This window comes from Paraburkholderia sp. GAS333 (assembly GCF_050435665.1).
Classification (GTDB): Bacteria; Pseudomonadota; Gammaproteobacteria; order Burkholderiales; family Burkholderiaceae; genus Paraburkholderia; species Paraburkholderia fungorum_A.
The window spans coordinates 1,187,347-1,209,903 of record NZ_JBNDKS010000003.1; the positions used below are offsets into that span (position 1 = coordinate 1,187,347).

General features: G+C 62.4%; 20 protein-coding genes. 16 read left to right on the plus strand and 4 right to left on the minus strand.

Annotated features, from left to right (window positions below):
* Positions 1–7: 7 nt before the first annotated feature.
* The 4 genes from ABH945_RS21125 to ABH945_RS21140 all read left to right on the plus strand — a co-directional run bounded on the left by ABH945_RS21125 (position 8) and on the right by ABH945_RS21140 (position 3,808).
* Positions 8–979, plus strand: a complete 972-nt coding sequence (locus ABH945_RS21125; RefSeq protein ID WP_429251933.1) for a chemotaxis protein CheX — start codon at positions 8–10, stop codon at positions 977–979.
* Between the two features lie 34 nt (positions 980–1,013).
* Positions 1,014–1,379 carry a response regulator gene (locus ABH945_RS21130; protein ID WP_074770931.1) on the plus strand — a complete coding sequence of 122 codons (366 nt, stop codon included), beginning with the start codon at positions 1,014–1,016 and terminating at the stop codon, positions 1,377–1,379.
* Positions 1,380–1,637: 258 nt separating this feature from the next.
* The gene (locus ABH945_RS21135; protein ID WP_429251799.1) at positions 1,638–2,495 is read left to right on the plus strand and encodes a class II glutamine amidotransferase; all 858 of its coding nucleotides are present in this window, start codon (positions 1,638–1,640) and stop codon (positions 2,493–2,495) included.
* Positions 2,496–2,641: 146 nt separating this feature from the next.
* Complete coding sequence (locus ABH945_RS21140; RefSeq protein ID WP_429251800.1) at positions 2,642–3,808, plus strand: porin; 1,167 nt, start codon at positions 2,642–2,644, stop codon at positions 3,806–3,808.
* A 637-nt stretch (positions 3,809–4,445) separates the two neighbouring features.
* Here ABH945_RS21140 and ABH945_RS21145 read toward each other — a convergent pair.
* Both ABH945_RS21145 and ABH945_RS21150 read right to left on the minus strand, forming a co-directional pair.
* The gene (locus ABH945_RS21145; protein WP_429251801.1) at positions 4,446–5,213 is read right to left on the minus strand and encodes an SDR family oxidoreductase; all 768 of its coding nucleotides are present in this window, start codon (positions 5,211–5,213) and stop codon (positions 4,446–4,448) included.
* Between the two features lie 93 nt (positions 5,214–5,306).
* Entirely contained in the window at positions 5,307–6,269 is a 963-nt protein-coding gene (locus ABH945_RS21150) for a GlxA family transcriptional regulator (protein WP_429251802.1), read from the minus strand.
* Between the two features lie 252 nt (positions 6,270–6,521).
* Between ABH945_RS21150 and ABH945_RS21155 the strand changes: the two genes are divergently transcribed.
* From ABH945_RS21155 to ABH945_RS21185, 7 genes are all read left to right on the plus strand, one after another.
* A complete protein-coding gene (locus ABH945_RS21155; protein WP_074770936.1) occupies positions 6,522–7,160 on the plus strand; it encodes an HD domain-containing protein in 639 nt (212 codons plus the stop codon).
* A 67-nt stretch (positions 7,161–7,227) separates the two neighbouring features.
* Positions 7,228–7,515: a YlcI/YnfO family protein gene (locus ABH945_RS21160; RefSeq protein ID WP_074770937.1), complete on the plus strand. Its 288-nt coding sequence runs from the start codon at positions 7,228–7,230 to the stop codon at positions 7,513–7,515.
* Positions 7,512–7,820 (plus strand): type II toxin-antitoxin system RelE/ParE family toxin, encoded by a 309-nt coding sequence (locus ABH945_RS21165; RefSeq protein ID WP_074770938.1) that lies wholly within the window; start codon positions 7,512–7,514, stop codon positions 7,818–7,820. Before ABH945_RS21160 ends, ABH945_RS21165 begins: the two co-directional genes overlap by 4 nt.
* Before the next feature lie 21 nt (positions 7,821–7,841).
* Positions 7,842–8,792, plus strand: a complete 951-nt coding sequence (locus ABH945_RS21170; protein ID WP_429251803.1) for a LysR family transcriptional regulator — start codon at positions 7,842–7,844, stop codon at positions 8,790–8,792.
* Between the two features lie 128 nt (positions 8,793–8,920).
* Positions 8,921–10,114, plus strand: coding sequence for a CaiB/BaiF CoA transferase family protein (locus ABH945_RS21175; protein WP_429251804.1), 1,194 nt, complete (start codon positions 8,921–8,923; stop codon positions 10,112–10,114).
* Complete coding sequence (locus tag ABH945_RS21180) at positions 10,111–11,061, plus strand: hydroxymethylglutaryl-CoA lyase (protein WP_429251805.1); 951 nt, start codon at positions 10,111–10,113, stop codon at positions 11,059–11,061. The genes ABH945_RS21175 and ABH945_RS21180 overlap by 4 nt, the downstream gene beginning before the upstream one ends.
* Before the next feature lie 78 nt (positions 11,062–11,139).
* Positions 11,140–12,480: an MFS transporter gene (locus ABH945_RS21185; protein WP_429251806.1), complete on the plus strand. Its 1,341-nt coding sequence runs from the start codon at positions 11,140–11,142 to the stop codon at positions 12,478–12,480.
* 451 nt (positions 12,481–12,931) lie between these two features.
* On the opposite strand, the gene ABH945_RS21190 is transcribed toward ABH945_RS21185, so the two are convergent.
* A complete protein-coding gene (locus ABH945_RS21190) occupies positions 12,932–13,657 on the minus strand; it encodes a GntR family transcriptional regulator (RefSeq protein WP_429251807.1) in 726 nt (241 codons plus the stop codon).
* A gap of 162 nt (positions 13,658–13,819) precedes the next feature.
* On the opposite strand from ABH945_RS21190, the gene ABH945_RS21195 reads away from it, so the two are divergent.
* From ABH945_RS21195 to ABH945_RS21210, 4 genes are all read left to right on the plus strand, one after another.
* Complete coding sequence (locus ABH945_RS21195) at positions 13,820–15,040, plus strand: pyridoxal-phosphate-dependent aminotransferase family protein (RefSeq protein ID WP_429251808.1); 1,221 nt, start codon at positions 13,820–13,822, stop codon at positions 15,038–15,040.
* A 263-nt stretch (positions 15,041–15,303) separates the two neighbouring features.
* Positions 15,304–16,590 (plus strand): MFS transporter, encoded by a 1,287-nt coding sequence (locus tag ABH945_RS21200; protein WP_074770945.1) that lies wholly within the window; start codon positions 15,304–15,306, stop codon positions 16,588–16,590.
* 39 nt (positions 16,591–16,629) lie between these two features.
* Positions 16,630–17,379, plus strand: a complete 750-nt coding sequence (locus tag ABH945_RS21205; protein ID WP_429251809.1) for a 2-keto-4-pentenoate hydratase — start codon at positions 16,630–16,632, stop codon at positions 17,377–17,379.
* Between the two features lie 46 nt (positions 17,380–17,425).
* Positions 17,426–20,446, plus strand: a complete 3,021-nt coding sequence (locus tag ABH945_RS21210; protein ID WP_429251810.1) for an FAD-binding and (Fe-S)-binding domain-containing protein — start codon at positions 17,426–17,428, stop codon at positions 20,444–20,446.
* A 6-nt stretch (positions 20,447–20,452) separates the two neighbouring features.
* On the opposite strand, the gene ABH945_RS21215 is transcribed toward ABH945_RS21210, so the two are convergent.
* A complete protein-coding gene (locus tag ABH945_RS21215; RefSeq protein ID WP_429251811.1) occupies positions 20,453–21,346 on the minus strand; it encodes a helix-turn-helix domain-containing protein in 894 nt (297 codons plus the stop codon).
* Positions 21,347–21,531: 185 nt separating this feature from the next.
* Here ABH945_RS21215 and ABH945_RS21220 point away from each other — a divergent pair, with 185 nt between their 5' ends.
* Entirely contained in the window at positions 21,532–22,434 is a 903-nt protein-coding gene (locus tag ABH945_RS21220) for a DMT family transporter (RefSeq protein ID WP_074770949.1), read from the plus strand.
* The last annotated feature ends 123 nt before the right edge of the window (positions 22,435–22,557 follow it).

The following is a 22,557-nucleotide window of genomic DNA, read 5'->3' on the forward strand; positions in this document are numbered from 1 at the left end:
GGAAACGATGAATATCAACGAACCGGTCAGCAAGGTGCTGGTGCTGGACGACTGCCCGGTGCACAAGGAAACGCTGAAGCGCTTTTGCGACGAACACAATCTGGTCGGCGTGAAAGTCGGCAAGAACCGTTTGCAGTCGGTACTGCGCTCGAACATCGATCTTGGCGCGGTGCTGTTCGCGGAGAATTGCGCGGGCTCGCCCGAGGCCAGCGCGGAACTCGCGATCAGGATCAACGCAGTGCGCCCCGAACTGCCGATCATCATGCGGCGCGACCACGACACCTGCATGGACGACCTGCCGGAGAGCCTGCGCCGCGTCGTCTGCGCAACCTATGTCGCGCACGACATGGCGCCGCTGCGCCGCGTAATCGACGAATACATTTTCAGCCAGGATTATCCGAACGCGCTGGTGCGCGGCATCGCCGAAATGACCCAGGCGATTCTCGGCGACGTGTTCAAGGACCTGACCATCACGTGCGACACGCCGTACATCGTGCGCGACCGGATTATCTTCGGCGAAGTATTCAGCCTGATTCCGCTGGAAAGCCCCTGGTGTCGCGGCTATATGACGATGCAGGCCGAAGAGGCGCCGATTCTCGATCTGCTCGATCGCTACCGGATGATCGACGACGCGGCCGAAGGCGAGGCCGATTTCCGCGATCTGAATAGCGTGCTCGGCGAGGTGACGAATCTCGTGTGGGGCTCGTTCAAGAACCGTTATGTCGGCGACGCGGACGCGTGGCAGCGCAGCGAGGTGCAGGTGCCGCTGCTGGTCAATCACAAGCACAAGTACATCTCGTTCGGCAGCGGCAATCCGCAACTGTGCTTCATGTACTGGCTGAAAGACCCGCAAACGGGCCGCGCGGTCAGGCTGCATCAACGTTTCGTGTTCAGCCTGAGCTGGTCGCCGGAAGACTTCAGGGAAGTCACGCGCGATGTCGGCGAGATGGTCGAGGCGGGCGAGCTGGATCTGTTCTGAGTAGTGTCAAAGGTGAAAGGTCAAAGGAAACAACATGTCGAAAATTCTGGTGGTGGATGACTCGAGCACGGTGCGCGACGAAGTGGCCGGCTTTCTGAAGAAGAACGGTCTGGACGTCGATACGGCCGTGGACGGCAAGGACGGCCTTGCCAAGCTGAAGTCGAGCCCCGGCATCAAGCTGGTGATCAGCGACGTCAACATGCCGAATATGGACGGCCTGACGATGGTCGAAAAGATTCGCGGCGAACTGGCGAACAAGACCGTCAACGTGATCATGCTGACGACCGAAAGCAGCCCGGCGATGAAGGAGCGCGGCAAGGCGGCGGGCGTCAAGGGCTGGATCGTCAAGCCGTTCAAGGGCGACGCAGTGCTGGAAACGTTCCGCAAGCTGGCGAGCTGAAGCGCGGGCGGTTTCGGCGGAAATTCGGCGGAAATCGCCAAAGGTGAGGGTTTTCGGGAGCCGCGCGCGCCCGTCATTTGCAAAGCATGATTCGCTATAACGGCGGCGGTTGAAACACGTTAGTCTCCAGTGAAGATGAACGAACTGGGATGACCTGCAATGACCGCGAAGACTTTCGAAAGCACCGGCGCCGTAACGGCGGATGCGATCATGTCGATCATGCACGTCCCGGCACGAGCAGCTTGAGGCGGCCCGGACATGTGCCAGTTGCTCGCCCTTAGCTGCGCCGAACCCACCGACGTCAGTTTCTCGCTGACAGGCTTCGCCGCGCGCGGCGGCCTCACCGATCATCACGTCGACGGCTGGGGCGTGGCGTTTTACGAAGACCGCGCCTGCCGCGTTTTCGTCGACGAAAAGCCCGCGTATCAATCGCCGGTCGCCGAGTTTCTGAAGAGCTATCCGATCAAGTCACGCAATGTGGTCGCCCATATCCGTAAGGCGACGCAGGGCGGCGCGCGGGTCGAGAACTGCCATCCGTTCATGCGCGAGTTGCGCGGACAGCAATGGGTGTTCGCGCACAACGGCGACCTGCACGCGCTCGGTGAACACAGCGAGCCGGGGCCGTATGCGCCGGTTGGCTCGACCGATAGCGAAGAAGCGTTCTGCTTCATCATGAATCGGCTGCACGCGTATTTCGCCACGCACGCCGATGCCGACGTGGACGATATCGACGCACTTTTCGACGTGATCGAACAGGCGACGCGCACGTTGAACCCCTTTGGCATTTTCAATTTCGTGCTGTCGAACGGCAAAGCGCAGTTTGCGTTCTGCTCGACGCGTTTGTCGTACGTGATACGTCATTGGCCGTTTTCGAGCGCGCGTCTGGTCGACGGCGATCTGAGCGTGGACTTTGCCGAGCGCGGTACGCAAGCCGATCGCACCGCGGTGATCGCCACCACGCCGCTCACCGACGAAGTCTGGACTGCCTGCCAGCCCGGCGATCTGCTGATGTTCCGCAGCGGCGCGTTGCTGCGGCGCGCACATGTGCCGGTTCCCGCCGAAGTCATCGCCCGCTCGAAATACGCACTGTCCGAACTGTCCGCGATTCCCGCGTGACGTCATCTGCGCACGTCGCCTGAAAACGGCGACGCTGCCGGCACGTTGATATCTATCGAAGAATTAGTTAGTTTGCCGACACAAAACCTTCTCGTATCGTTGCAACGGTTTTAAACAACTACAGCATTGATACGGGAAACTAAATAATGAAGCGCCTCTCTCTCCTCGCATTGCCAGCTGGTCTTCTCCTCGCAGCGGGCGCTCACGCGCAAAGCAGCGTCACGCTCTATGGCATCGTCGATGCCGGTATCGCCTACGTACACAACGCACAAAGCACGAACGGCCAGAACCAGTCGACGCTGGTGAAGTTCAGCAGCGGCAATATGTCGGGCAGCCGTTGGGGGCTGAAGGGTACGGAAGACCTCGGTGGCGGCCTCGCAGCGGTATTCCAGTTGGAGAACGGCTTCAACGTGGGGACGGGCGCGCTCGGCCAGGGTAGCCGCGAGTTCGGCCGCAAGGCCGTGGTGGGTCTGTCGAGCAACACGTGGGGAACGGTCACGCTGGGACGTCAATACGATCCGATCGTCGACCTGGTTCAAGGTCTCACCGAAGACAACTACTTTGGCGGCGTGTTCGGCACGCCAGGCGACCTGGACAACTACGACAACAGCCTGCGCGTGAGCAACTCGGTCAAGTATGTGAGCCCGCTGTTCTCCGGCTTCCAGGTCGAAGCGCTGTACGGCGTGGGCGGCGTCGCCGGTGCGGGCGGCAGCGGACAGACCTATAGCTTCGGCGCTGCCTACGCGAACGGTCCGCTGTCGCTCGGTGCGGGCTATTTCTACGCGAATGGCGGCAACACGACCACGGCCAACGTGCGGACCTGGACCAGCAGCTCGGATTCGCTGTTCAACACGGTGATCAACGCGGGTTTTGCAAGCGCGAAGTCGATTCAGATCGTGCGCGTGGGCGGTCAGTATGTCGTTGGCTCGGCCACGATCGGCGCTGCGTATTCGAACACGCAGTACGGCAGCGACGCGTTCTCTGCCTTCCGCGAGACGGCGAAGTTCAACAACGGTGCGGTGTTCGTGAACTATCAGATCACCCCGGCGTTGCGCACGGGCGTGGCCTACAACTACACGTCGCTGACCGGGCCGTCGTCCGCGCATTACAACCAGATCAACCTCGGGGCGGATTACGCGCTCTCCAAACGCACCGATCTGTATGCGCTGACCGGCTATCAGAAAGCGAGCGGCAACACGCTTAACTCGAGCGGCAAGGTGGTGGGCGCGCAGGCGTCGATTGGCGACTTCGGTGTGAATTCCGGGACCGACAGCCAGGCGCTGGCGGTCGTCGGTATCCGTCACAAGTTCTGATCGACGAGGTGAAAGACCTCGCTGTGCGTACGCGGCGGGTCCATCAAATTCGCTTCGAAGACACGAAAGGTGAGGATATTCAGGAGCCGGACGCAGTGCAGCGAACCGTGAGCCTGAGCGCCTGATTTTTCCTCACCCTTCGACATTCCGCTGTCGATTCGAGACTCAAAGCCCCGCCAGGCAAGGATGCGTCGACTGTCTTTCGCAGACAGGCGACGCCCGGTTCATGCCGCCAGTCCGATAAAAGCCGTGAAGCATCGGCGAAAAAAACGGCGGATTGCGGGCGGATAAGCGCATTTGCCCATTCCACGGGGCCTTGCGCGGCGTGAATGCACGCAAAAAACCCTGAATTCATGACGCCGGCCGTGTCAATGGCGGCGTTGACCCCGCGTATCGGCGCGGCGCATCTTCCGAAGCTATGCAGGCCATTCCACGGTTCCCAAAGGTGAGGGTTTGCGGGAGTGGCCTGTTTCGGACCTTGGGCACCTTGCCCAGCATGGCTTTGCGTCCTGCCCCCAAGCTCGAAAGGTGAGGGTTTTCGGGAGCAATTGGACAGGCACCCCACGTCAGTCCCACGCCGCTCCGTACGAAAGGTGAGCTTTTTCGGGGGATGGGACGACGTTGGCCGTGCGGTTGATCAGGCCGCGCCCACGATCTCGCGAATGTCAGCGACCGGCGTCTGGCCGAACGCGTCGCTGAGTGCGTAATCGACCAGTTGAGCCGCGCATTGCCCAGGCGACGTCAGTTGCCTGTTGCGCTTCAGATCCTCGAATTTCGGGCGCATCGGGAATTGCGCGTCTTTGCTGCCGCGAATCTCCGCCTGCATGTTCGTGTCGATTACGCCCGGCGCGAGCGAGCAGATCCGCAGCGCGCGATTGGCATCGAGCGCGACCGCGCGCGCGTGATGATCGAGCGCGGCTTTCGTCGCACAGTAGATGCTCCAGCCGGCGTACGCGTTGCGCGCCGCCCCGCTCGAAATGTGCACGATGCGCCGGTCGCTCGCGTCGACGGCGGCCGTGGCGAGCGCGCTGGCCAGCATCAGCGGCGTCGCGACGTTCAGGCTCACTGCGCTCGCGATCGCTGCTGCGTCCTGTGCTTCGAGCGTGCCGATCGGCTGCACCATGCCCGCGTTGTTGATCAGCAGAACCGTTTGCGCGCCGCTGACGAACGCACGCAATGCGTCGGTTGCGATCCATTGCGCCACGCGCGACGGGTCGGCGAGTTCCAATTCGATTTCTTCGAACTTCGCAGCGGAGTGCGCGTTGAGCGTGTCGGGCGCCGGATGACGCGAGCGCGACAGGCCCAGCACCGTGACGCCGCGTGCGAGCAGTTGTTCGGCGAGCGCCGCGCCGAGGCCACGGTTGTGACCGGTGACGATCGCGCGAATCGGAGTGGAGGAGGTCATGTCGTTCCTTGTGATCGATGGCATTGCCGGAGCAAAGACCGACATTTTCTCACGGCGAGTTCAGGCGGACGGCGTGCCTGCCGCCCACCGCGCTCACACTGAACGGAAGCGCTCGCGGTACTGCATCGGCGTTACGCCGATGCGTTTGGTGAACACGATGCGCATCCGGTCGGCGGTGCCGAAACCGCAGTCGTACGCAATCGCTTTCAGAACCGTGCCGCTGCTTTCGAGTAGTTTGCGCGCCGCATCGACCCGCGCCCGTTCGATGAATTCATGCGGCGTCACGCCGGTTTCCTGCACGAACACGCGCGCGAAGTTTCGTGCGCTCATGCCCGCGACATCCGCGAGTTGCTTCACCGTGAAGCTCTCGCTGATCTTTTGCATGACGTGCGCCTGGACTTTGGCGACGGGCGACGTGTCGTCGGCGGGAGCGGTCAGGTAGGGGCTGAATTGCGACTGGCCGCCTTGCCGCTGCGCGAAGACCACCAGCCGCTTGGCGACCGCCAGCGCCGTGTGCGGCCCGTGATCTTCCGCCACAAGCGCGAGCGACAGGTCGATGCCGGCGGTGACGCCCGCTGACGTGACCAACTCACCATCGCGCAGATAGATGCGGTCGAGATCGACGCGCGCGTCGGGAAATTGCGCGGCCAGTTGCGCTGCGTGCTGCCAGTGCGTCGTGACGTTGCGGTCGTCGAGCAATCCCGCATGGCCGAGTGCGAACGCGCCGGTGCAGATCGAGCCGTAGCGGCGGCAGCGCGTCGCGACGTGGCTCAGCCAGTGCAGCAGGCGCGGGTCGGGCACGCTGTTGTGAGGCAGCGCGGGGCCGCCTGCGACCAGCGCGAGATCGAACGGACCCTGCGCCTGATCGAACGTGGCGTCGGCGACCAGCGTCATGCCGTTGGACGCGCGCAGCGGCGCCGGCTCCGCGCTCAGCAGTTTGACGTCGTAACGAACCTCGGGCGCGATGAATCCGTTGGCCTCGGAGAAAACGTCGACCGGACCGGCGACATCGAGCGCCTGCACGCCGGGAAAGATCGCGATCGCGACGGTGGGCATCGAAACAATTCCTTTGGACGGTGGACGGAACCGGCAGCCACGGCAGTCAACGCCGTACGCCTGGCAGTGTTCGACGGTGCCTGGCGATTGTCCGCGAGGGCGCGTTGACCAATACTGGACTTCATCGGACACGCAGCTTGAAACGCACGAAATAAGCGCCGCGGATGAGCATACCAAAGGCGCTTCCATGCGACCAGGCCGCCACCGGCAACGCGCGTCCCGTTCACTCGAACCAGTTACGGAGCAACTCAAATGGCAACGATTGCAGGCATTCAGATTCCCGACAGCATGATGGCGCGCGAAGCCACCCAACTCGTGCGCGATACCGAAACCGACCTGCTGTACCACCACTCGCGCCGCGTGTTTCTGTTCGGCTCGCTGGCCGGCGAGCGCAAGCAGTTGAAGTACGACCCGGAGCTGCTGTACATCGGCGCGATGTTCCACGATATGGGGCTCGTCGCGCCTTATAGCAGCGAGCACGACCGCTTCGAGGTGGACGGCGCGAACGCCGCGCGTGACTTTTTGCGCCGTCACGGCATCGGCGAGGATGACATCGATCAGGTATGGAATTCGATTGCGTTGCACACGACACCTGGCATTCCGCAGCATATGAAGCCGGTGGTCGCGCTGGTGACGGCGGGTGTCGAAATGGACGTGCTGGGCCTCGCGTACAACGAGTTCAGCGAGGATCATCGGCATGAGGTGATTCATGCGCATCCGCGTGGCGCGCACTTCAAGGAAGGCATCATCGACGCGTTCGCGCACGGCACGATTCACAAGCCGGAGACGACGTTCGGCAACGTGAAGGCTGACGTGCTGGCGCTGAAGGACCCGCATTATCATCGCGAGAATTTTTGCACGATGATTCTTGGATCGGCGTGGAAGGATTGAGGGGCGGCTTGCATCGGGCAACGGTTAGCGCGATAATGCATCGCAAATGCGATGCATGGAGTGAAGTATGAAAAGCGCTAACTTTCCGTCGGTGCGGGTCGAGCCGGAACTACGGGCTGCGGCTGAAGAAGTCCTGCAGGACGGCGAAAGCATTTCCAGTTTCGTCGAACAGGCCATCCGCGACAACATTTCGCGGCGCTTGAACCAACGCGAGTTTGTCGCGCGTGGACTTGCATCGCGCGAGGAAGCGAAGCAAAGCGGCGACTACGTGCAGGCTGATGATCTGCTTGCGGAACTCGAAGAGCGGCTGGGGGAAGCGAAGGCCAAGGCCGCAAAAGTCAAGAAGAAACGATGACGTATCAAGTTCGTTTCACCCGCACTGCCGCAGTTGACCTTAAACGACTGTACGACTTCATCATCGAACGGGACGACACGGATATCGCACTCGCCGAGCGTGCGTTGCGATCAATCCGCGACGGTATCGCGACGCTCCGTACGTCGCCGTTCACTTGCCGCAAAGCGCAGCAAGACGCCCCGTTTCTGCGTGAGCTACTGATCCCGTTCGGCCGGTCCGGTTACGTCGCGCTGTTCGAAATCGAGAACAGCCAAACCCTCACCGTGCTAGCCGTGCGTCATCAGCTGGAGGATGATTACCACTGACAGAACTCCCGGCGTTCCGCGATGGTCCTCAAAAACCTGCTCCGAAGACTCGACCTCACCACGCTGCAACTTTTCCTCGCCGTCTACGAAGAAGGCACGCTCACGCGGGCCGCCGAGCGCGAGGCGATTGCCGTTTCCGCTGCCAGCAAGCGTCTGCTCGAACTCGAGCAGGCGGTCGGCGCCACGCTGTTCCAGCGCAACGCGCGCGGCATGACGCTGACGCCGGCCGGCGAAACGCTGCTGCATCACGCGCGGCGCGTGATGCGCGACATCGAAAATATCGGCATCGAACTGGCGGGACATGCGAGCGGCGTACGCGGTTATGTGCGGATGATGGCCAATCTGTCGGCGATCGTCGAATTTCTCCCCGAAGATTTGCGCGCGTTCCAGTTGCAGCACGAGCGCGTGAAGCTCGATCTCGAAGAGCGCCCGAGCGGCGGCGTGGTCGAAGCCGTCGACGATAGCCTCGCCGATCTCGGCATCTGTTCTGGCGACGCCGACACGCACGATCTGCACGTCACGCATTACCGGCACGACTCGCTGGTGCTCGTGACGCGCGACGATCATCCGCTGGCGGCGCGCAGCAGTGTGGCTTTCGCCGAGACGCTCGACGGCGATCATGTCGGCCTGCACGCCGCGAGTTCGATCAACGCGCGCACGCATATGGCCGCGCGTCAGGCGGGCAAGCCGCTGCGCTTGCGCATCCACGTGCCGGGGTTCGATGCGGTCTGCCGGATGGTGCAGGCCGGCATGGGCGTCGGCGTATTGCCGCAGAAGGTTTATCAACTGATGGGCGATCCGCTCGGATTGATCGGCATTCCACTCGAAGACGAATGGTCCGAACGCAGCCTCGTGCTGGTCGTGCGCGATGTCGACGCGCTCTCGCCGGTAAGCCGCCTTCTGTTCGATCACCTGCGATCAGTCGAGGCATTGGAAGCGTCCGCGTCCACAGACTCCGTCAAGACCGGCTAGAACAAACGCCAACCGCCGAGCGTTCGTCATTCGCGAACGGTCGTTGGCGAATTGCGGTTGGACGCCACCGCCGCGTGGCTCATAAGCTGTCTCCCAATACGAAACTTATATGGGAAGGAGACAGCACCATGAGTGGACCGCTCCAGGGTATCCGTGTCGTCGAGATCGGAACCCTCATCGCCGCGCCGTTTGCCGCGCGCCTCATGGCCGAATTCGGCGCCGATGTCATCAAGATCGAAGCCCCCGAAACCGGCGACCCCCTTCGCAAATGGCGCAAGCTGCATGAGGGCACCTCGCTCTGGTGGTATCTGCAATCGCGCAACAAGAAGTCGGTCTGCGTGAATCTGAAGTCGGCGGAGGGTGTCGATATCGTCAAGCGGCTCGCCGCCGACGCCGATGTCGTGATCGAAAATCTGCGCCCCGGCGCGCTCGAAAAGCTCGGTCTCGGCTGGGACGTGCTGCACGCGATCAATCCGAAACTGACGATGGTCCGCATCTCCGGTTACGGCCAGTCCGGACCGTATCGCGACCGGCCAGGGTTCGGCGCAATCGGCGAGGCGATGGGCGGCATCCGCTACACGACCGGCGAAGTGGACGGCGCACCGGCGCGCGTCGGCGTGAGTCTCGGCGACTCGCTCGCGTCGCTGCACGGTGTGATCGGCGCGTTGATGTCGTTGCTGCGCGTGAAGACCGGACAGGGCGAAGGCCAGGTGGTCGACGTGTCGCTGGTCGAGAGCGTGTTCAATCTGATGGAAAGCCTCGTGCCCGAATACGACCTGCTCGGGCACGTGCGCGAACGCAGCGGCGGCGCGTTGCCGGGCATCGCGCCATCCAATACGTATCGCACCGAAGACGACGGCTACGTCGTGATTGCCGGCAACAGCGATCCGATTTTCAAACGGCTGATGCATCTGATCGGCCGCCCCGATCTCGCCGACGATCCCGCCCTCGCGCGCAACGACGGTCGCGCGAAACAGTCGGCGATGCTCGATCAGGCGATTACCGCATGGACCTCGCACCACGCGACCGACGATGTGCTGGCCGCGCTCGAACGCGCGGAAGTGCCGGCGGGGCGCATCTATTCGGTGGCGGACATCGTCGCCGATCCGCACTACCAGGCGCGCGACATGTTGCTGCCGGCGCAATTGCCGGGCGGCATGGAAGTGAAGATGCCGGGCATCGTGCCGAAGCTCTCGGACACACCGGGCGAAGTGCGCTGGCAAGGGCCGTCGCTTGGCGAGCATACGGGCAGCGTGCTCAGTGAACTGGGCTTCGCCGACGAAGATATCGAGCGGCTGCGCCGCGAAGGAGCCGTGCAATGAGCGCCCCCACCAACTTGCAATCCGACCGGCTGATCGTGCAGGAAGTCGTGCCGCGCGACGGCTTGCAGATCGAGCCCACCTGGGTCGACACCGCCGACAAGATCGCGCTGATCGACGCGTTGTCCACCTTCGGCTTCACGCGGATCGAAGCCGGCTCGTTCGTGTCGCCGAAAGCGATCCCCGCGTTACGCGACGGCGAATCCGTTTTCCAGCAGATCAAACGGCAACCTGGCGTGATCTACGTCGCGCTGATCCCGAACCTGAAGGGTGCCGAGCGCGCGCTCGCGGCGCGCGCCGATGAACTGAACCTGGTGATGTCCGCGAGTCAGACCCACAACCGCGCGAATATGCGCATGAGTTGCGAGTCGTCGCTGGCCGCGTTCGACGACATCGTGCGGCACGTTAAAGGATCGGGCGTGTTGCTGAACGCGTCGGTGGCGACGGCGTTCGGTTGCCCGTTCGAAGGCACGATCGACGAAGACCGGGTGATCGGCATCGTCGATACGTATCGCGAGATGGGCATCGAGGGCATCACGCTGGCCGACACGACGGGCATGGCGAATCCACGTCAGGTCAGGCGGCTCGTCACGCGTGTGCTCGAGCGGATTCCCGCGAGTGCGCTCACGCTGCACTTTCACAACACGCGCGGTCTGGGTCTCGCCAATGTGCTGGCCGCGTATGAAGCCGGTGCGCGACGCTTCGATGCCGCGTTGGGCGGCCTCGGCGGCTGTCCGTTTGCGCCGGGGGCGTCCGGCAACATCTGCACGGAAGACCTGGTGAATATGTGCGACGAGATGGGCATTGCCACCGGGGTCGATCTGCAAAAGGTGATTGCGCTGTCGCGTACTTTGCCCGCCTTGCTCGGCCACGACGTGCCAGGACAACTGGCGAAGGCGGGTCGTAATTGCGACCTGCATCCGGTGCCTGAATACGTTTTGCAGATTTGACACGAGCCTCACCGTCCAATCCGATAAACCCCATTAAACGACCGGACGGCATCGCCGAATCCGGCATTGGAGACAAGCATGAGTGACCTGAGCGCAGTCGCGAGTGACAAGAGTGGCCGCCGCGAATACGGCGTGGACGATGCCGCGGCGATCATCCGCAAAGTCGCGTGGCGGTTGATGCCGCTGATCATGATCTGCTATCTGTTTGCGTTCTTCGACCGCATCAACATCAGCTTCGCGAAGTTCCAGTTGCAGAGCGATCTCGGTTTGTCCGATACCGCGTATGGTCTCGGCGCGAGTCTGTTCGTGATCGGATACGTGCTGTTCGAAGTGCCAAGCAACCTGTTTCTGTACAAGGTCGGCGCGCGTCGCTGGATTGCGCGAATCATGATTTCGTGGGGACTCGCAACGGCTGCGATGGTGTTCGTCAGCAACGAGTGGCAGTTCTACGGATTGCGCTTCGTGATCGGCGCCATGGAAGCGGGCTTCGCACCCGGCGTGCTGTATTACCTGACGTTGTGGTTTCCGCCGAGCTATCGCGGACGCATCACGTCGATGCTGTTTCTCGCGTCCGCTTTCTCCGGTCTGGTCGGCGCGCCGCTCGCGGGTCTCGTGATCGGACATATGAACGGCGTGCTCGGCATGCCGGGCTGGCACTGGCTGTTTCTGCTCGGTGGATTGCCCTGCGTCGTGCTTGGGATTCTGGTGTTGAAACTGCTGAAAGACCGGATCGAAGACGCGGCGTGGTTGTCGTCGGCGGAGAAGACTTTTCTGGCGGGGCAAATAGCGCAGCAGAGCCGTCACGCCGACACCGGCCATTCGTTGATGGGCGCGATCAGAACGCCGGGCTTTCTCACGTTGGGGCTCGTGTACTTCCTGATTCAGGTGGCGTCGTATGGATTGAATTTCTGGGCGCCGCATCTGATTCGCGTGGCGGGGACGAACAATCCGACCGTGATCGGATTGCTGACCGCGGTGCCTTATGTGTGCGGCGCGATCTGCATGGTCGTGGTGGGGCGTTTGTCCGATGCGAGCGGCGAGCGGCGCAAGTTCGTGTTCGGCTTGCTGGTGATGTCGGCGGTCGGCTTCTTTGCGGCGGGGTTCTTCGACAAACAGACGGGTTTGCTGGTCGTCGCGCTGGCGGTCATGGGTGCGGGCGTGGTGGCGTCGATTCCGGCGTTCTGGGCGCTGCCGCCGAAGCTGCTGACGGGCGCAGGCGCGGCGGGTGGCATCGCGTTGATCAATACGCTCGGACAACTCGGCGGCATTGTCAGCCCGGTCATGGTGGGTCGCGTGAAGGATCTGACGGGGAGCACGACGCCCGCGTTGTATGTGATCGGCGCGATGTGCGTGGTGTGCGCGGTGATTATGTTGTTCGGGATGCCGGAGTCGCTGCGTCGGCGGGATGGGGTGGGGTGAGCCGCCAGGGATTCGAGCGGCGCAAGTCTGCTCCCGGCCGCACCTGCGTGAGATTGATCAGTCGTATCAACTACTTGGTAGTGCTGTGCGCGAGTTGTCCACAGGCTTGCCAACAAAATGTGTGGACAACTGGAGGGTGAGGGCGGCGCGGGTCGTAGGGCATCCTTGCTAAACAGCGATTCAGAGGAGGCCGGCTTCGCCGCATCACCCGCTGCCTACTCCGAAGCCGCCACCCGATATTCCCGCTACATCAACCACTTAACCCTGCTGTGAGAAACTTGTCCACAGGCTTGCCAACATTTTAGGTGGACAAGTTTTCCCTTCAGCACAGGCGACTATCAGGACGTCGAACTCGACGTCTTCTTGACGACAAACGTAATTCCCGCCGTTTGATCCGCTTTCGCCGTCGCGCTACAAAACGTCGAGGTCTTTACCTCGCGGCGCGCGTCGATCAGGTCTTCAACGACGACCCCGCCGCCGCTTCCTGCGATTGAACCTGCAAGACCGCATCGCGCTTATCGAGCAGATGCTGCCGCAGAATCGCGCTGAGTTTCCTGCCGTCGCGCGCTTCGAGCGCCTTCAGCATTTCATCGTGATCGTGAATGGCGCTGTCCCATTTCGGCGTCTGGAAATTCGAGCGAAATCGTAAAGCCTGCAAACGCCGGTTCACCGCCATATATGTTTGACGTAGCGCCGAGTTTCTCGCCGCTTCGTTGATCTTGTCGTGAATCGCCTGATTGCGGCTGTAGTAGCCAGGCAGATCGTTCTGCGTGCGGCAGGCGAGCATCGCGTAATGCAGCGCCTTGATTTCGGCGAGTTCTGCGGCAGTCATTCGTTCTGCGGCCAGTTCGCCGGAAAACGCTTCGAGACCACTCATCAATTCGAAGGTCTCGCGCAACTCCGCCTCCGACATCTTCGACACCGACGCGCCCCGGTTCGGCGAAATCTCGATCAGCCCTTCGGCGGCCAGCACTTTCAGCGCTTCACGTAACGGCGTGCGCGAAATGCCCAGCGTCTCGCATAACTCACGCTCATTCAGTTTCTTGCCAGGCTCCAGCGCGCCTTCGACGATAAAGCGGCGAATGTGCTCCACCACCGTGTCGTGCAAGCGCTGGCGCTCGACCTTCGGCATCAGCGGGACAATCGTTAAGCCCGCATTGAAATCCGAATTTTGCATACAAAAGCCCTCAACATCGCGTGAGATCGGATTTTATCGGAACCTTGCAGATTAGTTAATAGCACGGGTAAACACCGCCATCAACGCGCATTTTTCGCCTTGGGAGCGTCACAGTTCGTCTGATATAGTTTTTTGAATGCAAAATTCAATCGGAGGAGCCCAATGCTCAAGCTAGATTTCCATCCCGCCGGCCGTCACTTTCTGCAGATTCCGGGTCCGAGCCCGGTGCCCGACCGCATCCTCCGGGCGATGAGCTATCCGACCATCGACCATCGCGGCCCCGAGTTCGGCGAACTGGGTCTGAAGGTACTCGACGGCATCAAGAAAATCTTCAAGACGCAACAGCCGGTGGTGATCTATCCGGCGTCGGGCACGGGCGCATGGGAAGCGGCGCTGTCCAACACGCTGAGCCCCGGCGATCACGTACTGATGTTCGAGACCGGCCACTTCGCGACGCTGTGGAAAAAGATGGCGGAGAGCCTCGGGCTGAAGCCTGAATTCCTCGGCTTGCCCGGTATCGAAGGATGGCGGAAGGGCGTTCAGCCGCAAATGATCGAAGAGCGTCTGCGCGCCGACACGCAACACACGATCAAGGGGGTGTGCGTCGTCCATAACGAAACATCCACGGGTGTGACGTCGGATATCGCCGCCGTGCGTCGCGCGATCGATGCAGCGGGCCACCCGGCGCTGCTGCTGGTCGACACGATTTCTGGCCTTGCCTGCGCCGATTATCGTCACGACGAGTGGGGCGTGGACGTCACCGTGTCGGGTTCGCAGAAGGGCTTGATGCTGCCGCCGGGCATCAGCTTCAACGCGATCTCGCCGAAAGCGCTGGCCGCCAGCAAGCACGCAAAACTGCCGCGTAGCTTCTGGGACTGGACTGACATCGTCGAGATGAACAAGACCGGGTACTGGCCTTACACGCCGAACACGAATCTGCTCTACGGCTTGTCCGAAGCGCTCGACATGATTCTCGGCGAAGGACTCGACAACGTGTTCGCGCGCCATGAGCGTCTCGCCGAAGCCACCCGCCGTGCGGTGCGTGCGTGGGGCCTGGAGATTCAGTGCGCCGATCCGTCCGTGTATAGCCCGGTGTTGACCGGCGTGATGATGCCCGAAGGCATCGATGCCGACGCGGTGCGCAAGCTCATCTACGAACGCTTCGACATGTCGCTCGGCACGGGCCTCGGCAAGATGAAAGGCCGCATGTTCCGCATCGGCCATCTCGGCGACTGCAACGACCTGATGCTGCTGGCCACGCTCGCGGGCTGCGAAATGGGCCTGAAGCTTGCGGGTGTCACGCTAAAGGAAAGCGGCTTGCCTGCCGCTATGGAGTGGTTGAGTGCGCCGACCAAGGCATCGGGTTTGAAAGCTGCCGCCTGAACGAGTCACTACGCATCCCTCTGAAGCATCGACCACAACTGAGATAAGCAGAACGCATCAATCAGTTCGCATCACGCACCACGCATCAAACAGCTCGAAGCAACTCGCAGTCAGGGAAGTGGAGACGCTTCCCTCACGAAGCCGCGCGAAGAACGCGGCCCGAACAACATGCAATGCGTCCGCAAACAGCGTGTGCCGCTGACGGGCGAGGACGTCGCACGCCACCTCCGGCGCGCCGTCGCCACATGCAATGGAGAGAGACGATGAAGCGGTTTCGTTTGACCAGTGCGACCAGTATCGTTCTAGTGATGCTCTGCATCATGTACTTCATCACCTACCTCGACCGCGTCAACGTCAGCACGGCGGCGGCTGGGTTCGGCAAGGAATTCCAGCTTTCGCATACGCAGATCGGCCTCGTGTTTTCGGCCTTCGCGTATCCGTATCTGATCTTTCAGGTGATGGGCGGCTGGGTCAGCGACCGCTTCGGCGCGCGGCGCACGCTGTTGCTGTGCGGCGCGATCTGGGGTGTCGCCACCTTGCTGACGGGATTTGCTGGCGGATTGACGTCGCTGCTGGCTGCGCGTCTGTTGCTCGGTTTCGGCGAAGGCGCGACGTTTCCCGCCGCGACGGCTGCGATGGCGCGCTGGGTCGCAAAAGAGAAGCGCGGCTTCGCGCAGGGCATCACGCATGCAGCGTCGCGTGTGGGCAATGCAATCGCGCCCGCCGTCATCGTGCTGGTGATGGCGAACTGGGGCTGGCGCGAATCGTTCTATATCTGCGGCGTGCTGAGTCTCGTGTGGGTCGCGGTGTGGGCGCTGACGTTCACCGAGCATCCGAAAGATCACCCGCGTATCACCGCCGAAGAACTCGCGGTGCTGCCCACGCCTAAGCCCAAAGTCACCGGCGTGCCTTGGGGCAAGCTGTTTCGCCGGATGGCGCCGGTCACGATCGTGTACTTCTGTTACGGCTGGACGCTGTGGCTGTTCCTCAGCTGGATTCCTCAGTACTTCCTGCATCGTCATCATCTGCAATTGCAGAAGTCGGCGATCTTCGCTTCGGTCGTGTTCTTCGCCGGCGTTATCGGCGATACGCTCGGCGGCATCGTCACCGACTGGATTTTTAAGCGCACCGGCAGCCTCAAACGCGCACGTAGCTGGATGGTGTCGATCTGCATGCTGTTCTGTCTGCTCTCGCTGATTCCGCTGATGTTCACGCACAACCTCTATCTGTCGATGGCGTGTCTCGCGTCGGGCTTCTTCTTCGCCGAAATGACGATTGGTCCGATGTGGGCGATTCCGATGGACATCGCGCCGGAATTCTCGGGCACCGCGAGCGGCATGATGAACACCGGCTCGGCGCTCGCCGCGATCATTTCGCCGGTGGTAGGCGGCTTTCTGATCGACTACTTCAACAACTGGGAGTTGCCGTTTGTCGGCAGCATGCTGCTGATGGGCGTCGGTGTCGTGCTCGCGTTTCGCATGCAGCCCGAAAGCAAGTTCGCGCTCGATCCGGCGGATAACGCCCACGTCACGACCAGTCTGCGCGCGTGAGCAGCAACGCACCGTCTTTCAATCAACGTTCCTGAATACATGACTCAATCACTCAGCCAGCGGCTTGCCGACGCACGCCGCGACCGCGTCACGCTCGACGCGCTTTCGCCCGATCAACCCCCCGTCGACGCCAGTGCCGCGTACGCGATCCAGCACGAGATCCTGAGCCTCAATGGCGCGGGAATCGGCGGCTGGAAGATTGGCGCGAAAAGCGCTGACGGTCCCATTCAGGGCGCACCGTTGCCCGACGTGGACCTGCATCCCGACGGCGCGCGTCTGCCGCGCGAGGGCTTCGCGCCGCTCGGGCTCGAACTGGAAATCGCGTTCCGCTTCAACCGCAGTTTCGAGCCGTCGACCACGCCTTATGGCGAAGACGAAGTGAAGGCGGCGATCGGCTGGATCGGCGCGACCATCGAGGTCGTCGCCAGCCGCTATGCCGCGTGGCCCGATGTCGACAAGCTCGCGCAACTCGCGGACTTGCAGAATCACGGCGCGTTGATCGTCGGCGAATTCACGCCGTATCGCGAGGACTTTCCGTTCGTCGCGCCGTCGTTGCGTTTCAATTTCGACGGACACGACGTGGTCGAATCCACGCCCGCGAATCCGGCCGGCGACCCGCGCCGCTTGCTGACGTGGCTCGTCAATCACGCAACATCGCGTGGCATTGCGGTGACGCCGGAGACGATCGTCACCGCCGGCTCCTACACCGGCATGTTCTTCCCGCGCCACGCGGGCACCGCCAGCGGACGCATCGAAGGACTCGCGCCGGTGAGCGTCACGCTGTACTAGCTGCGCGCTGCCTGACGCCACGCAGCCTTTTCCAAAGGGCGACGATATGACGAACCCCACCTCCGCTTTACTCGTCAAGCCGATCCATCTGGTCCCTTCCAGTGCGCGTCTGACGAGTCCGCTCGCGCAGCACCTGCGCAAATCGCTGCGCGGCGACGTGCTGTTCGACGCGGCCAGTCGCGGCCGCTATTCGACCGATGCGTCGATCTATCAGATCACGCCGGTCGGCATCGTGGTGCCGCGCGATCAGGACGATCTGCGCGTCGCGCTGGAGATCGCTCGCAGCGAAAAGGTGCCGCTGCTCGCGCGCGGCGCGGGGACGAGCCAGTGCGGTCAGACGGTCGGCGAAGCGCTGATGATCGACACGAGCAAGTGGCTGAACAACATCGTCGCTTTCGATGCCGACGCGCGCACCGTGACGGTCGAGCCGGGCGTCGTGCTGGATCATCTGAATGCGTGGCTGAAGCCGCACGGGCTGTGGTTTCCGGTGGATGTATCGACGGCGGCGCAGTGCACGATCGGCGGCATGGCGGGCAATAACTCGTGCGGTTCGCGTTCGATCGAATACGGCAACATGGTGCACAACGTCGACGCGATCGACGCGATTCTCGCCGACGGCAGCGAAGCGCATTTCGCGTCGTTGCGCGACGCGCCGCTAGGCGAGCGTTTGCAGCAGATATTCGCAGGCGTTGCGCAAATCGCGCAGCGTGAGCGCGACGAAATCATCGAGCGCATGCCGAAGGTTTTGCGCCGCGTGGCGGGCTACAACATCGACCTGTTCGATTGCCAGAATCCGCGCGCTTATACCGACGACGGCCACGCGAATCTAGCGCATCTGCTGGTCGGCTCGGAAGGGACGCTCGCGTTCAGCCGTCAATTGACGCTGAAGCTCGCGCCGCTGCCCGCGCATAAAACGCTGGGCGTGGTCAACTTTCCGACCTTCCGGCAGTCGATGGCGTTGACCCAGCACATCGTCAAACTGAAGCCGGTGGCGGTGGAACTGGTCGATCGCACGATGATCGATCTCGCGATGAGCAACCCCGCGTTTCGTCCGGTAATCGGAAAGGCGCTGGTCGGCGAGCCGCAAGCGATTCTGCTGGTCGAATTCGCGGGCGAGAACCGCGATGCGCAGCTTGCGTCGCTCAAACAACTGACGGAATTGATGGCCGATCTCGGCCTGCCCGATTCGGTCGTCGAAATGCCGGACGCGGGCGAACAGAAGGCGTTGTGGGAGGTCCGCAAAGCCGGGCTGAACATCATGATGAGCATGAAGGGCGACGGCAAGCCGGTGTCCTTCATCGAGGATTGCGCGGTCCCGCTCGAGCATCTCGCCGATTACACGAGCCGCCTGACCGAGGTGTTCCATCGGCACGGCACCGAGGGCACGTGGTACGCGCATGCAAGCGTCGGCACGCTGCACGTACGGCCGATTCTCGACATGCGCCGCGACGGCGCGATCAAAATGCGCGCTATCGCCGACGAAGCCGCGGCACTCGTGCGCGAATACAAAGGCGCGTATTCGGGCGAACATGGCGACGGCCTGTGCCGCGGCGAATGGGTCGCGTGGCAATACGGACCCAGGCTGAACCAGGCGTTCAGCGAGATCAAGGCGCTGTTCGATCCGGATAACCGCTTCAATCCCGACAAGATCGTGCGTCCGCCGAAAATGGACGATGCGCGCAATTTCCGTTTTCCGCCGGGCTATCAGGAACGCCGGATCGAAACGGCGCTCGACTGGTCGGCGTGGAATGTGGAACGCGATCCGCTGACTGGCGCCGAGACACAACCGGGGAGCGGTAACGATCTGTCCGGCGGTCTCGCGAAGGCTGTTGAGATGTGCAATAACAACGGCCATTGCCGCAAGTTCGACGCCGGCACGATGTGCCCGAGTTATCGCGTGACGAAGGACGAACAGCACGTCACGCGTGGGCGCGCGAACACGTTGCGTCTCGCGATTTCGGGTCAACTCGGCGAGGCAGGACTCGCCAGCGATGACGTGAAAGACACGCTCGATCTCTGCGTATCGTGCAAGGGCTGCAAGCGCGATTGCCCGACCGGCGTCGACATGGCGAAGTTCAAGATCGAAGCGCGGGCGGCGCGTGTGAAGGTGCAGGGTTTGAGTCTGCGTGACAGGCTGGTCGCGTTCATGCCTCGTTATGCCGCTACCGCGAGCCGTGTGCCCGCGCTGATGGCGTTGGCGGACAACGTGCCGGTGTTGTCGGCGTGGTTCAAGCGTTCGGTAGGTTTCGCGCCTGAGCGGAGTTTGCCGCGCTTTACCAAGTCGTTTTTGTCAAACGCGGCGAAGCTAAAGAATCCGCGAGATGGCGCTTTAAAAGAAGTGCTGCTGTTCGTCGATACGTTCAACAATCACATGGAACCCGATAACGCGCGCGCCGCGCAGCAGGTGCTCGAAGCCGCCGGATACACGGTGCATTTCAACATGCGCCAGGGCGAGCGTCCGGTGTGCTGCGGGCGCACGTTCCTCGCGGCCGGTCTGGTCGATCAGGCGAAGCAGGAAGCGCGGCGCATGCTCGATCTGTTCAGGCCGTACGTGGAGCGTGGCGTGCCGGTTGTCGGGCTGGAACCGTCGTGCCTGCTGTCGCTACGCGACGAGTTTCTGCATTACGGTTTCGGCGACGAAGCGCAGCGGCTTTCGCAGCACGCGTTTCTATTCGAAGAGTTTCTGGTGCGCGAGGAAAAGGCGGGGCGTCTGACGCTCGCGCTGAAGCCGCTGAGCAAGCAGCAGGCGCTGGTTCATGGTCACTGTCATCAGAAGGCGTTCGACGCGTTCACGCCTGTCCAGACCGTGCTGAAGTGGATTCCTGAGTTGAAGGTATCGACGGTGGAATCGTCGTGTTGCGGAATGGCCGGCAGTTTCGGTTACGAAGCCGAGCATTACGCGACTTCGCGGGCCATGGCCGAGTTGTCGCTACTGCCCGCCGTGCGCGAGATGGACGGCGACACGCTGATGGTTGCCGACGGCACGAGTTGCCGCCATCAGATTCACGACGGCGCGGGTGTCGAAGCGATTCACATCGCGCGCGTGCTGGCGATGGCGCTGCAATAACGGCGCTTAAACGCCGAGAACCTGCCGGTAAGCAGTCGGCGCGACGCCGACATTCTCGCGGAAGCGATGGCTGAAGTGGCTGGCGTTCGCATAGCCGCATTGCTCGGCGACCTGCGCGAGCGGCATCAACGTGGTGCGCAACAACGTGCGAGCGCGTTCGATCCGCTGTTGCGCGATCCACGCAGCGGGCGGCAATCCGAACGACGCGCGGAACATCCGCGCAAGATGAAACTCCGACAGCGACGCGACGCCGGCAAGCTCGCCGAGCGTGAGCGTTTGCGACAGATGGCTGTCGATATAGTCCCGCAGACGCCGCCGCGTCGCGACCGACAAGCCGCCCTTGAACGACGTGTCGGTGCGACGCACGCCTTGCGCGCGCAGCAGCAGACTCAGCACGTCGTGCGCGGTTTCGTTGGTGCGCAGCAGGCCGTCAGGCGTCTCCCAGTCTTCGTTCACCAATGACTGGCACAAGCTGGCGATACGCGGATCTTCGAAATACGTGCGGTCGGCGAGCGTCAGTTCGCGCGGCTCCTGGTCGAGTTCCTGAACCGCACGCTGCGTGAAGTGCTCGGGCAGAAAGTACAGATGCATGAAATGCATGTGGCCGCGCACCCACCAGCGCGATTCGTGCTCGCCCGGCAGCGCGCACAACCGCGACGGCGCGCCATAATGGCCCGGCATTTTCTGACGCTCGGTGCGATAGCCGCCATCCAGATAGCACGACAGCGTGTGATGGCCAGGGCGCTCGTAGATGGTTTCGGCTTCCTCGGTATCGCGCGTCCACTGCGCGATGGCGAGCCGGTCGCCGAGCCACGCGAAGCGGTGCAACTGCGCGTCGGCGCTGCCCAGCGTGTGACAGACCGACTGAAGGCCGAACGGCGTTTCGGTAGGGTTCAACATCGCGGGGACGGGCGGAGTGGCGTTCACGGAAAACGGGGAAGCAACGTTGGGTGGCTCGAATGTCGCAAGTATACGGGGTGCCTGAAGACCCCGCTCGTCACGGCGAAAAAGTGCGCAATCCTGGACAAGTGCGGCGGCGCGCGTTGTCGCATAGTCGGACTCCCGTATTCGCTTGCAGGCTTGCCATGAATCTCGCGCTTTATGCCGTCACCGTTCTGATCTGGGGCACCACCTGGCTCGCGATCAAATGGCAACTCGGCTCCGTGCCGCCGCCGGTGTCGATTGCGTGGCGCTTCTGGATTGCGGCGCTGGTGCTGTTCGCGCTGCTGCGCATCATGCGCCGGCCGATCTGGCCGCCGCGAGCCGCCTGGCGATATCTGGCCGCGCAAGGTTTCACGCTGTTCTGCCTGAACTTCCTGTGCTTTTACTACGCCGAACAGACCGTACCGAGCGGCCTGGTGGCCGTAGTGTTTTCCATCGCGCCGCTGTTGAATTCGATCAACGGACGGATCTTCATGGGCCGTCCATTGCAGCCGACGGCGATCGCTGGCGCCATGCTCGGCCTCGTCGGCATCCTGTGTCTGTTCGTTCAGCAGATGGCTGGGCACCTCGGCGATCGCGCGGAATTGATCGGCCTTGGCATCGCGTTTCTCGGCACCCTGTGCTTCTCGACCGGCAGCCTGCTGTCGAGCCGCATGCAGTCGATGGGCTTGCATCCGTTCGCGACCAATAGCTGGGCGATGCTGATCGGCGCGAGCATCCTGACGGTGGGCAGCGCGCTCGGCGGCCTGTCGTTCGCGGTGGAGCCTTCCGCGCGGTATCTCGGCGCACTCGCTTACCTCGCGATCTTCGGCTCGGTGATCGGTTTTACCGCGTACCTGATGCTGGTCGGACGCATGGGACCGGAGCGCGCCGCTTACTGCACGGTGCTGTTTCCGATCGTGGCGCTGGCGGCATCGACGGTATTCGAGGGGTATCGCTGGTCGGCGCTGGCGGTAGTCGGCTTGCTGCTGGTGGTGGCCGGCAACCTGGTCGCGTTCGATTTGACCAAACGTATTTTCGTGCGGCGTTCGCCTGCACGCTCCTGATCGATCGCACGCGCGCGACGCGCGTGCGATCTTCGCAACTCACTCCCGAGGCCACGCAAGGTGAGCCTTTTCGGGAGATGCGACAGCGCTTGAAAAAATTACCGGCGAGCTTTCGTGGAAGGC

Bases quoted from the DNA above. Each gene is read 5' to 3' on its own strand.
- ABH945_RS21200 (WP_074770945.1), top strand. From the start codon at position 15,304: ATGAAGCGGTTTCGTTTGACCAGTGCGACCAGTATCGTTCTAGTGATG.
- ABH945_RS21130 (WP_074770931.1), top strand. From the start codon at position 1,014: ATGTCGAAAATTCTGGTGGTGGATGACTCGAGCACGGTGCGCGACGAA.
- ABH945_RS21195 (WP_429251808.1), top strand. From the start codon at position 13,820: ATGCTCAAGCTAGATTTCCATCCCGCCGGCCGTCACTTTCTGCAGATT.
- ABH945_RS21180 (WP_429251805.1), top strand. From the start codon at position 10,111: ATGAGCGCCCCCACCAACTTGCAATCCGACCGGCTGATCGTGCAGGAA.
- ABH945_RS21150 (WP_429251802.1), bottom strand. From the start codon at position 6,269: ATGCCCACCGTCGCGATCGCGATCTTTCCCGGCGTGCAGGCGCTCGAT.
- ABH945_RS21145 (WP_429251801.1), bottom strand. From the start codon at position 5,213: ATGACCTCCTCCACTCCGATTCGCGCGATCGTCACCGGTCACAACCGT.
- ABH945_RS21185 (WP_429251806.1), top strand. From the start codon at position 11,140: ATGAGTGACCTGAGCGCAGTCGCGAGTGACAAGAGTGGCCGCCGCGAA.
- ABH945_RS21205 (WP_429251809.1), top strand. From the start codon at position 16,630: ATGACTCAATCACTCAGCCAGCGGCTTGCCGACGCACGCCGCGACCGC.
- ABH945_RS21155 (WP_074770936.1), top strand. From the start codon at position 6,522: ATGGCAACGATTGCAGGCATTCAGATTCCCGACAGCATGATGGCGCGC.
- ABH945_RS21135 (WP_429251799.1), top strand. From the start codon at position 1,638: ATGTGCCAGTTGCTCGCCCTTAGCTGCGCCGAACCCACCGACGTCAGT.
- ABH945_RS21170 (WP_429251803.1), top strand. From the start codon at position 7,842: ATGGTCCTCAAAAACCTGCTCCGAAGACTCGACCTCACCACGCTGCAA.
- ABH945_RS21165 (WP_074770938.1), top strand. From the start codon at position 7,512: ATGACGTATCAAGTTCGTTTCACCCGCACTGCCGCAGTTGACCTTAAA.
- ABH945_RS21220 (WP_074770949.1), top strand. From the start codon at position 21,532: ATGAATCTCGCGCTTTATGCCGTCACCGTTCTGATCTGGGGCACCACC.
- ABH945_RS21175 (WP_429251804.1), top strand. From the start codon at position 8,921: ATGAGTGGACCGCTCCAGGGTATCCGTGTCGTCGAGATCGGAACCCTC.
- ABH945_RS21125 (WP_429251933.1), top strand. From the start codon at position 8: ATGAATATCAACGAACCGGTCAGCAAGGTGCTGGTGCTGGACGACTGC.
- ABH945_RS21140 (WP_429251800.1), top strand. From the start codon at position 2,642: ATGAAGCGCCTCTCTCTCCTCGCATTGCCAGCTGGTCTTCTCCTCGCA.
- ABH945_RS21210 (WP_429251810.1), top strand. From the start codon at position 17,426: ATGACGAACCCCACCTCCGCTTTACTCGTCAAGCCGATCCATCTGGTC.
- ABH945_RS21160 (WP_074770937.1), top strand. From the start codon at position 7,228: ATGAAAAGCGCTAACTTTCCGTCGGTGCGGGTCGAGCCGGAACTACGG.
- ABH945_RS21190 (WP_429251807.1), bottom strand. From the start codon at position 13,657: ATGCAAAATTCGGATTTCAATGCGGGCTTAACGATTGTCCCGCTGATG.
- ABH945_RS21215 (WP_429251811.1), bottom strand. From the start codon at position 21,346: ATGTTGAACCCTACCGAAACGCCGTTCGGCCTTCAGTCGGTCTGTCAC.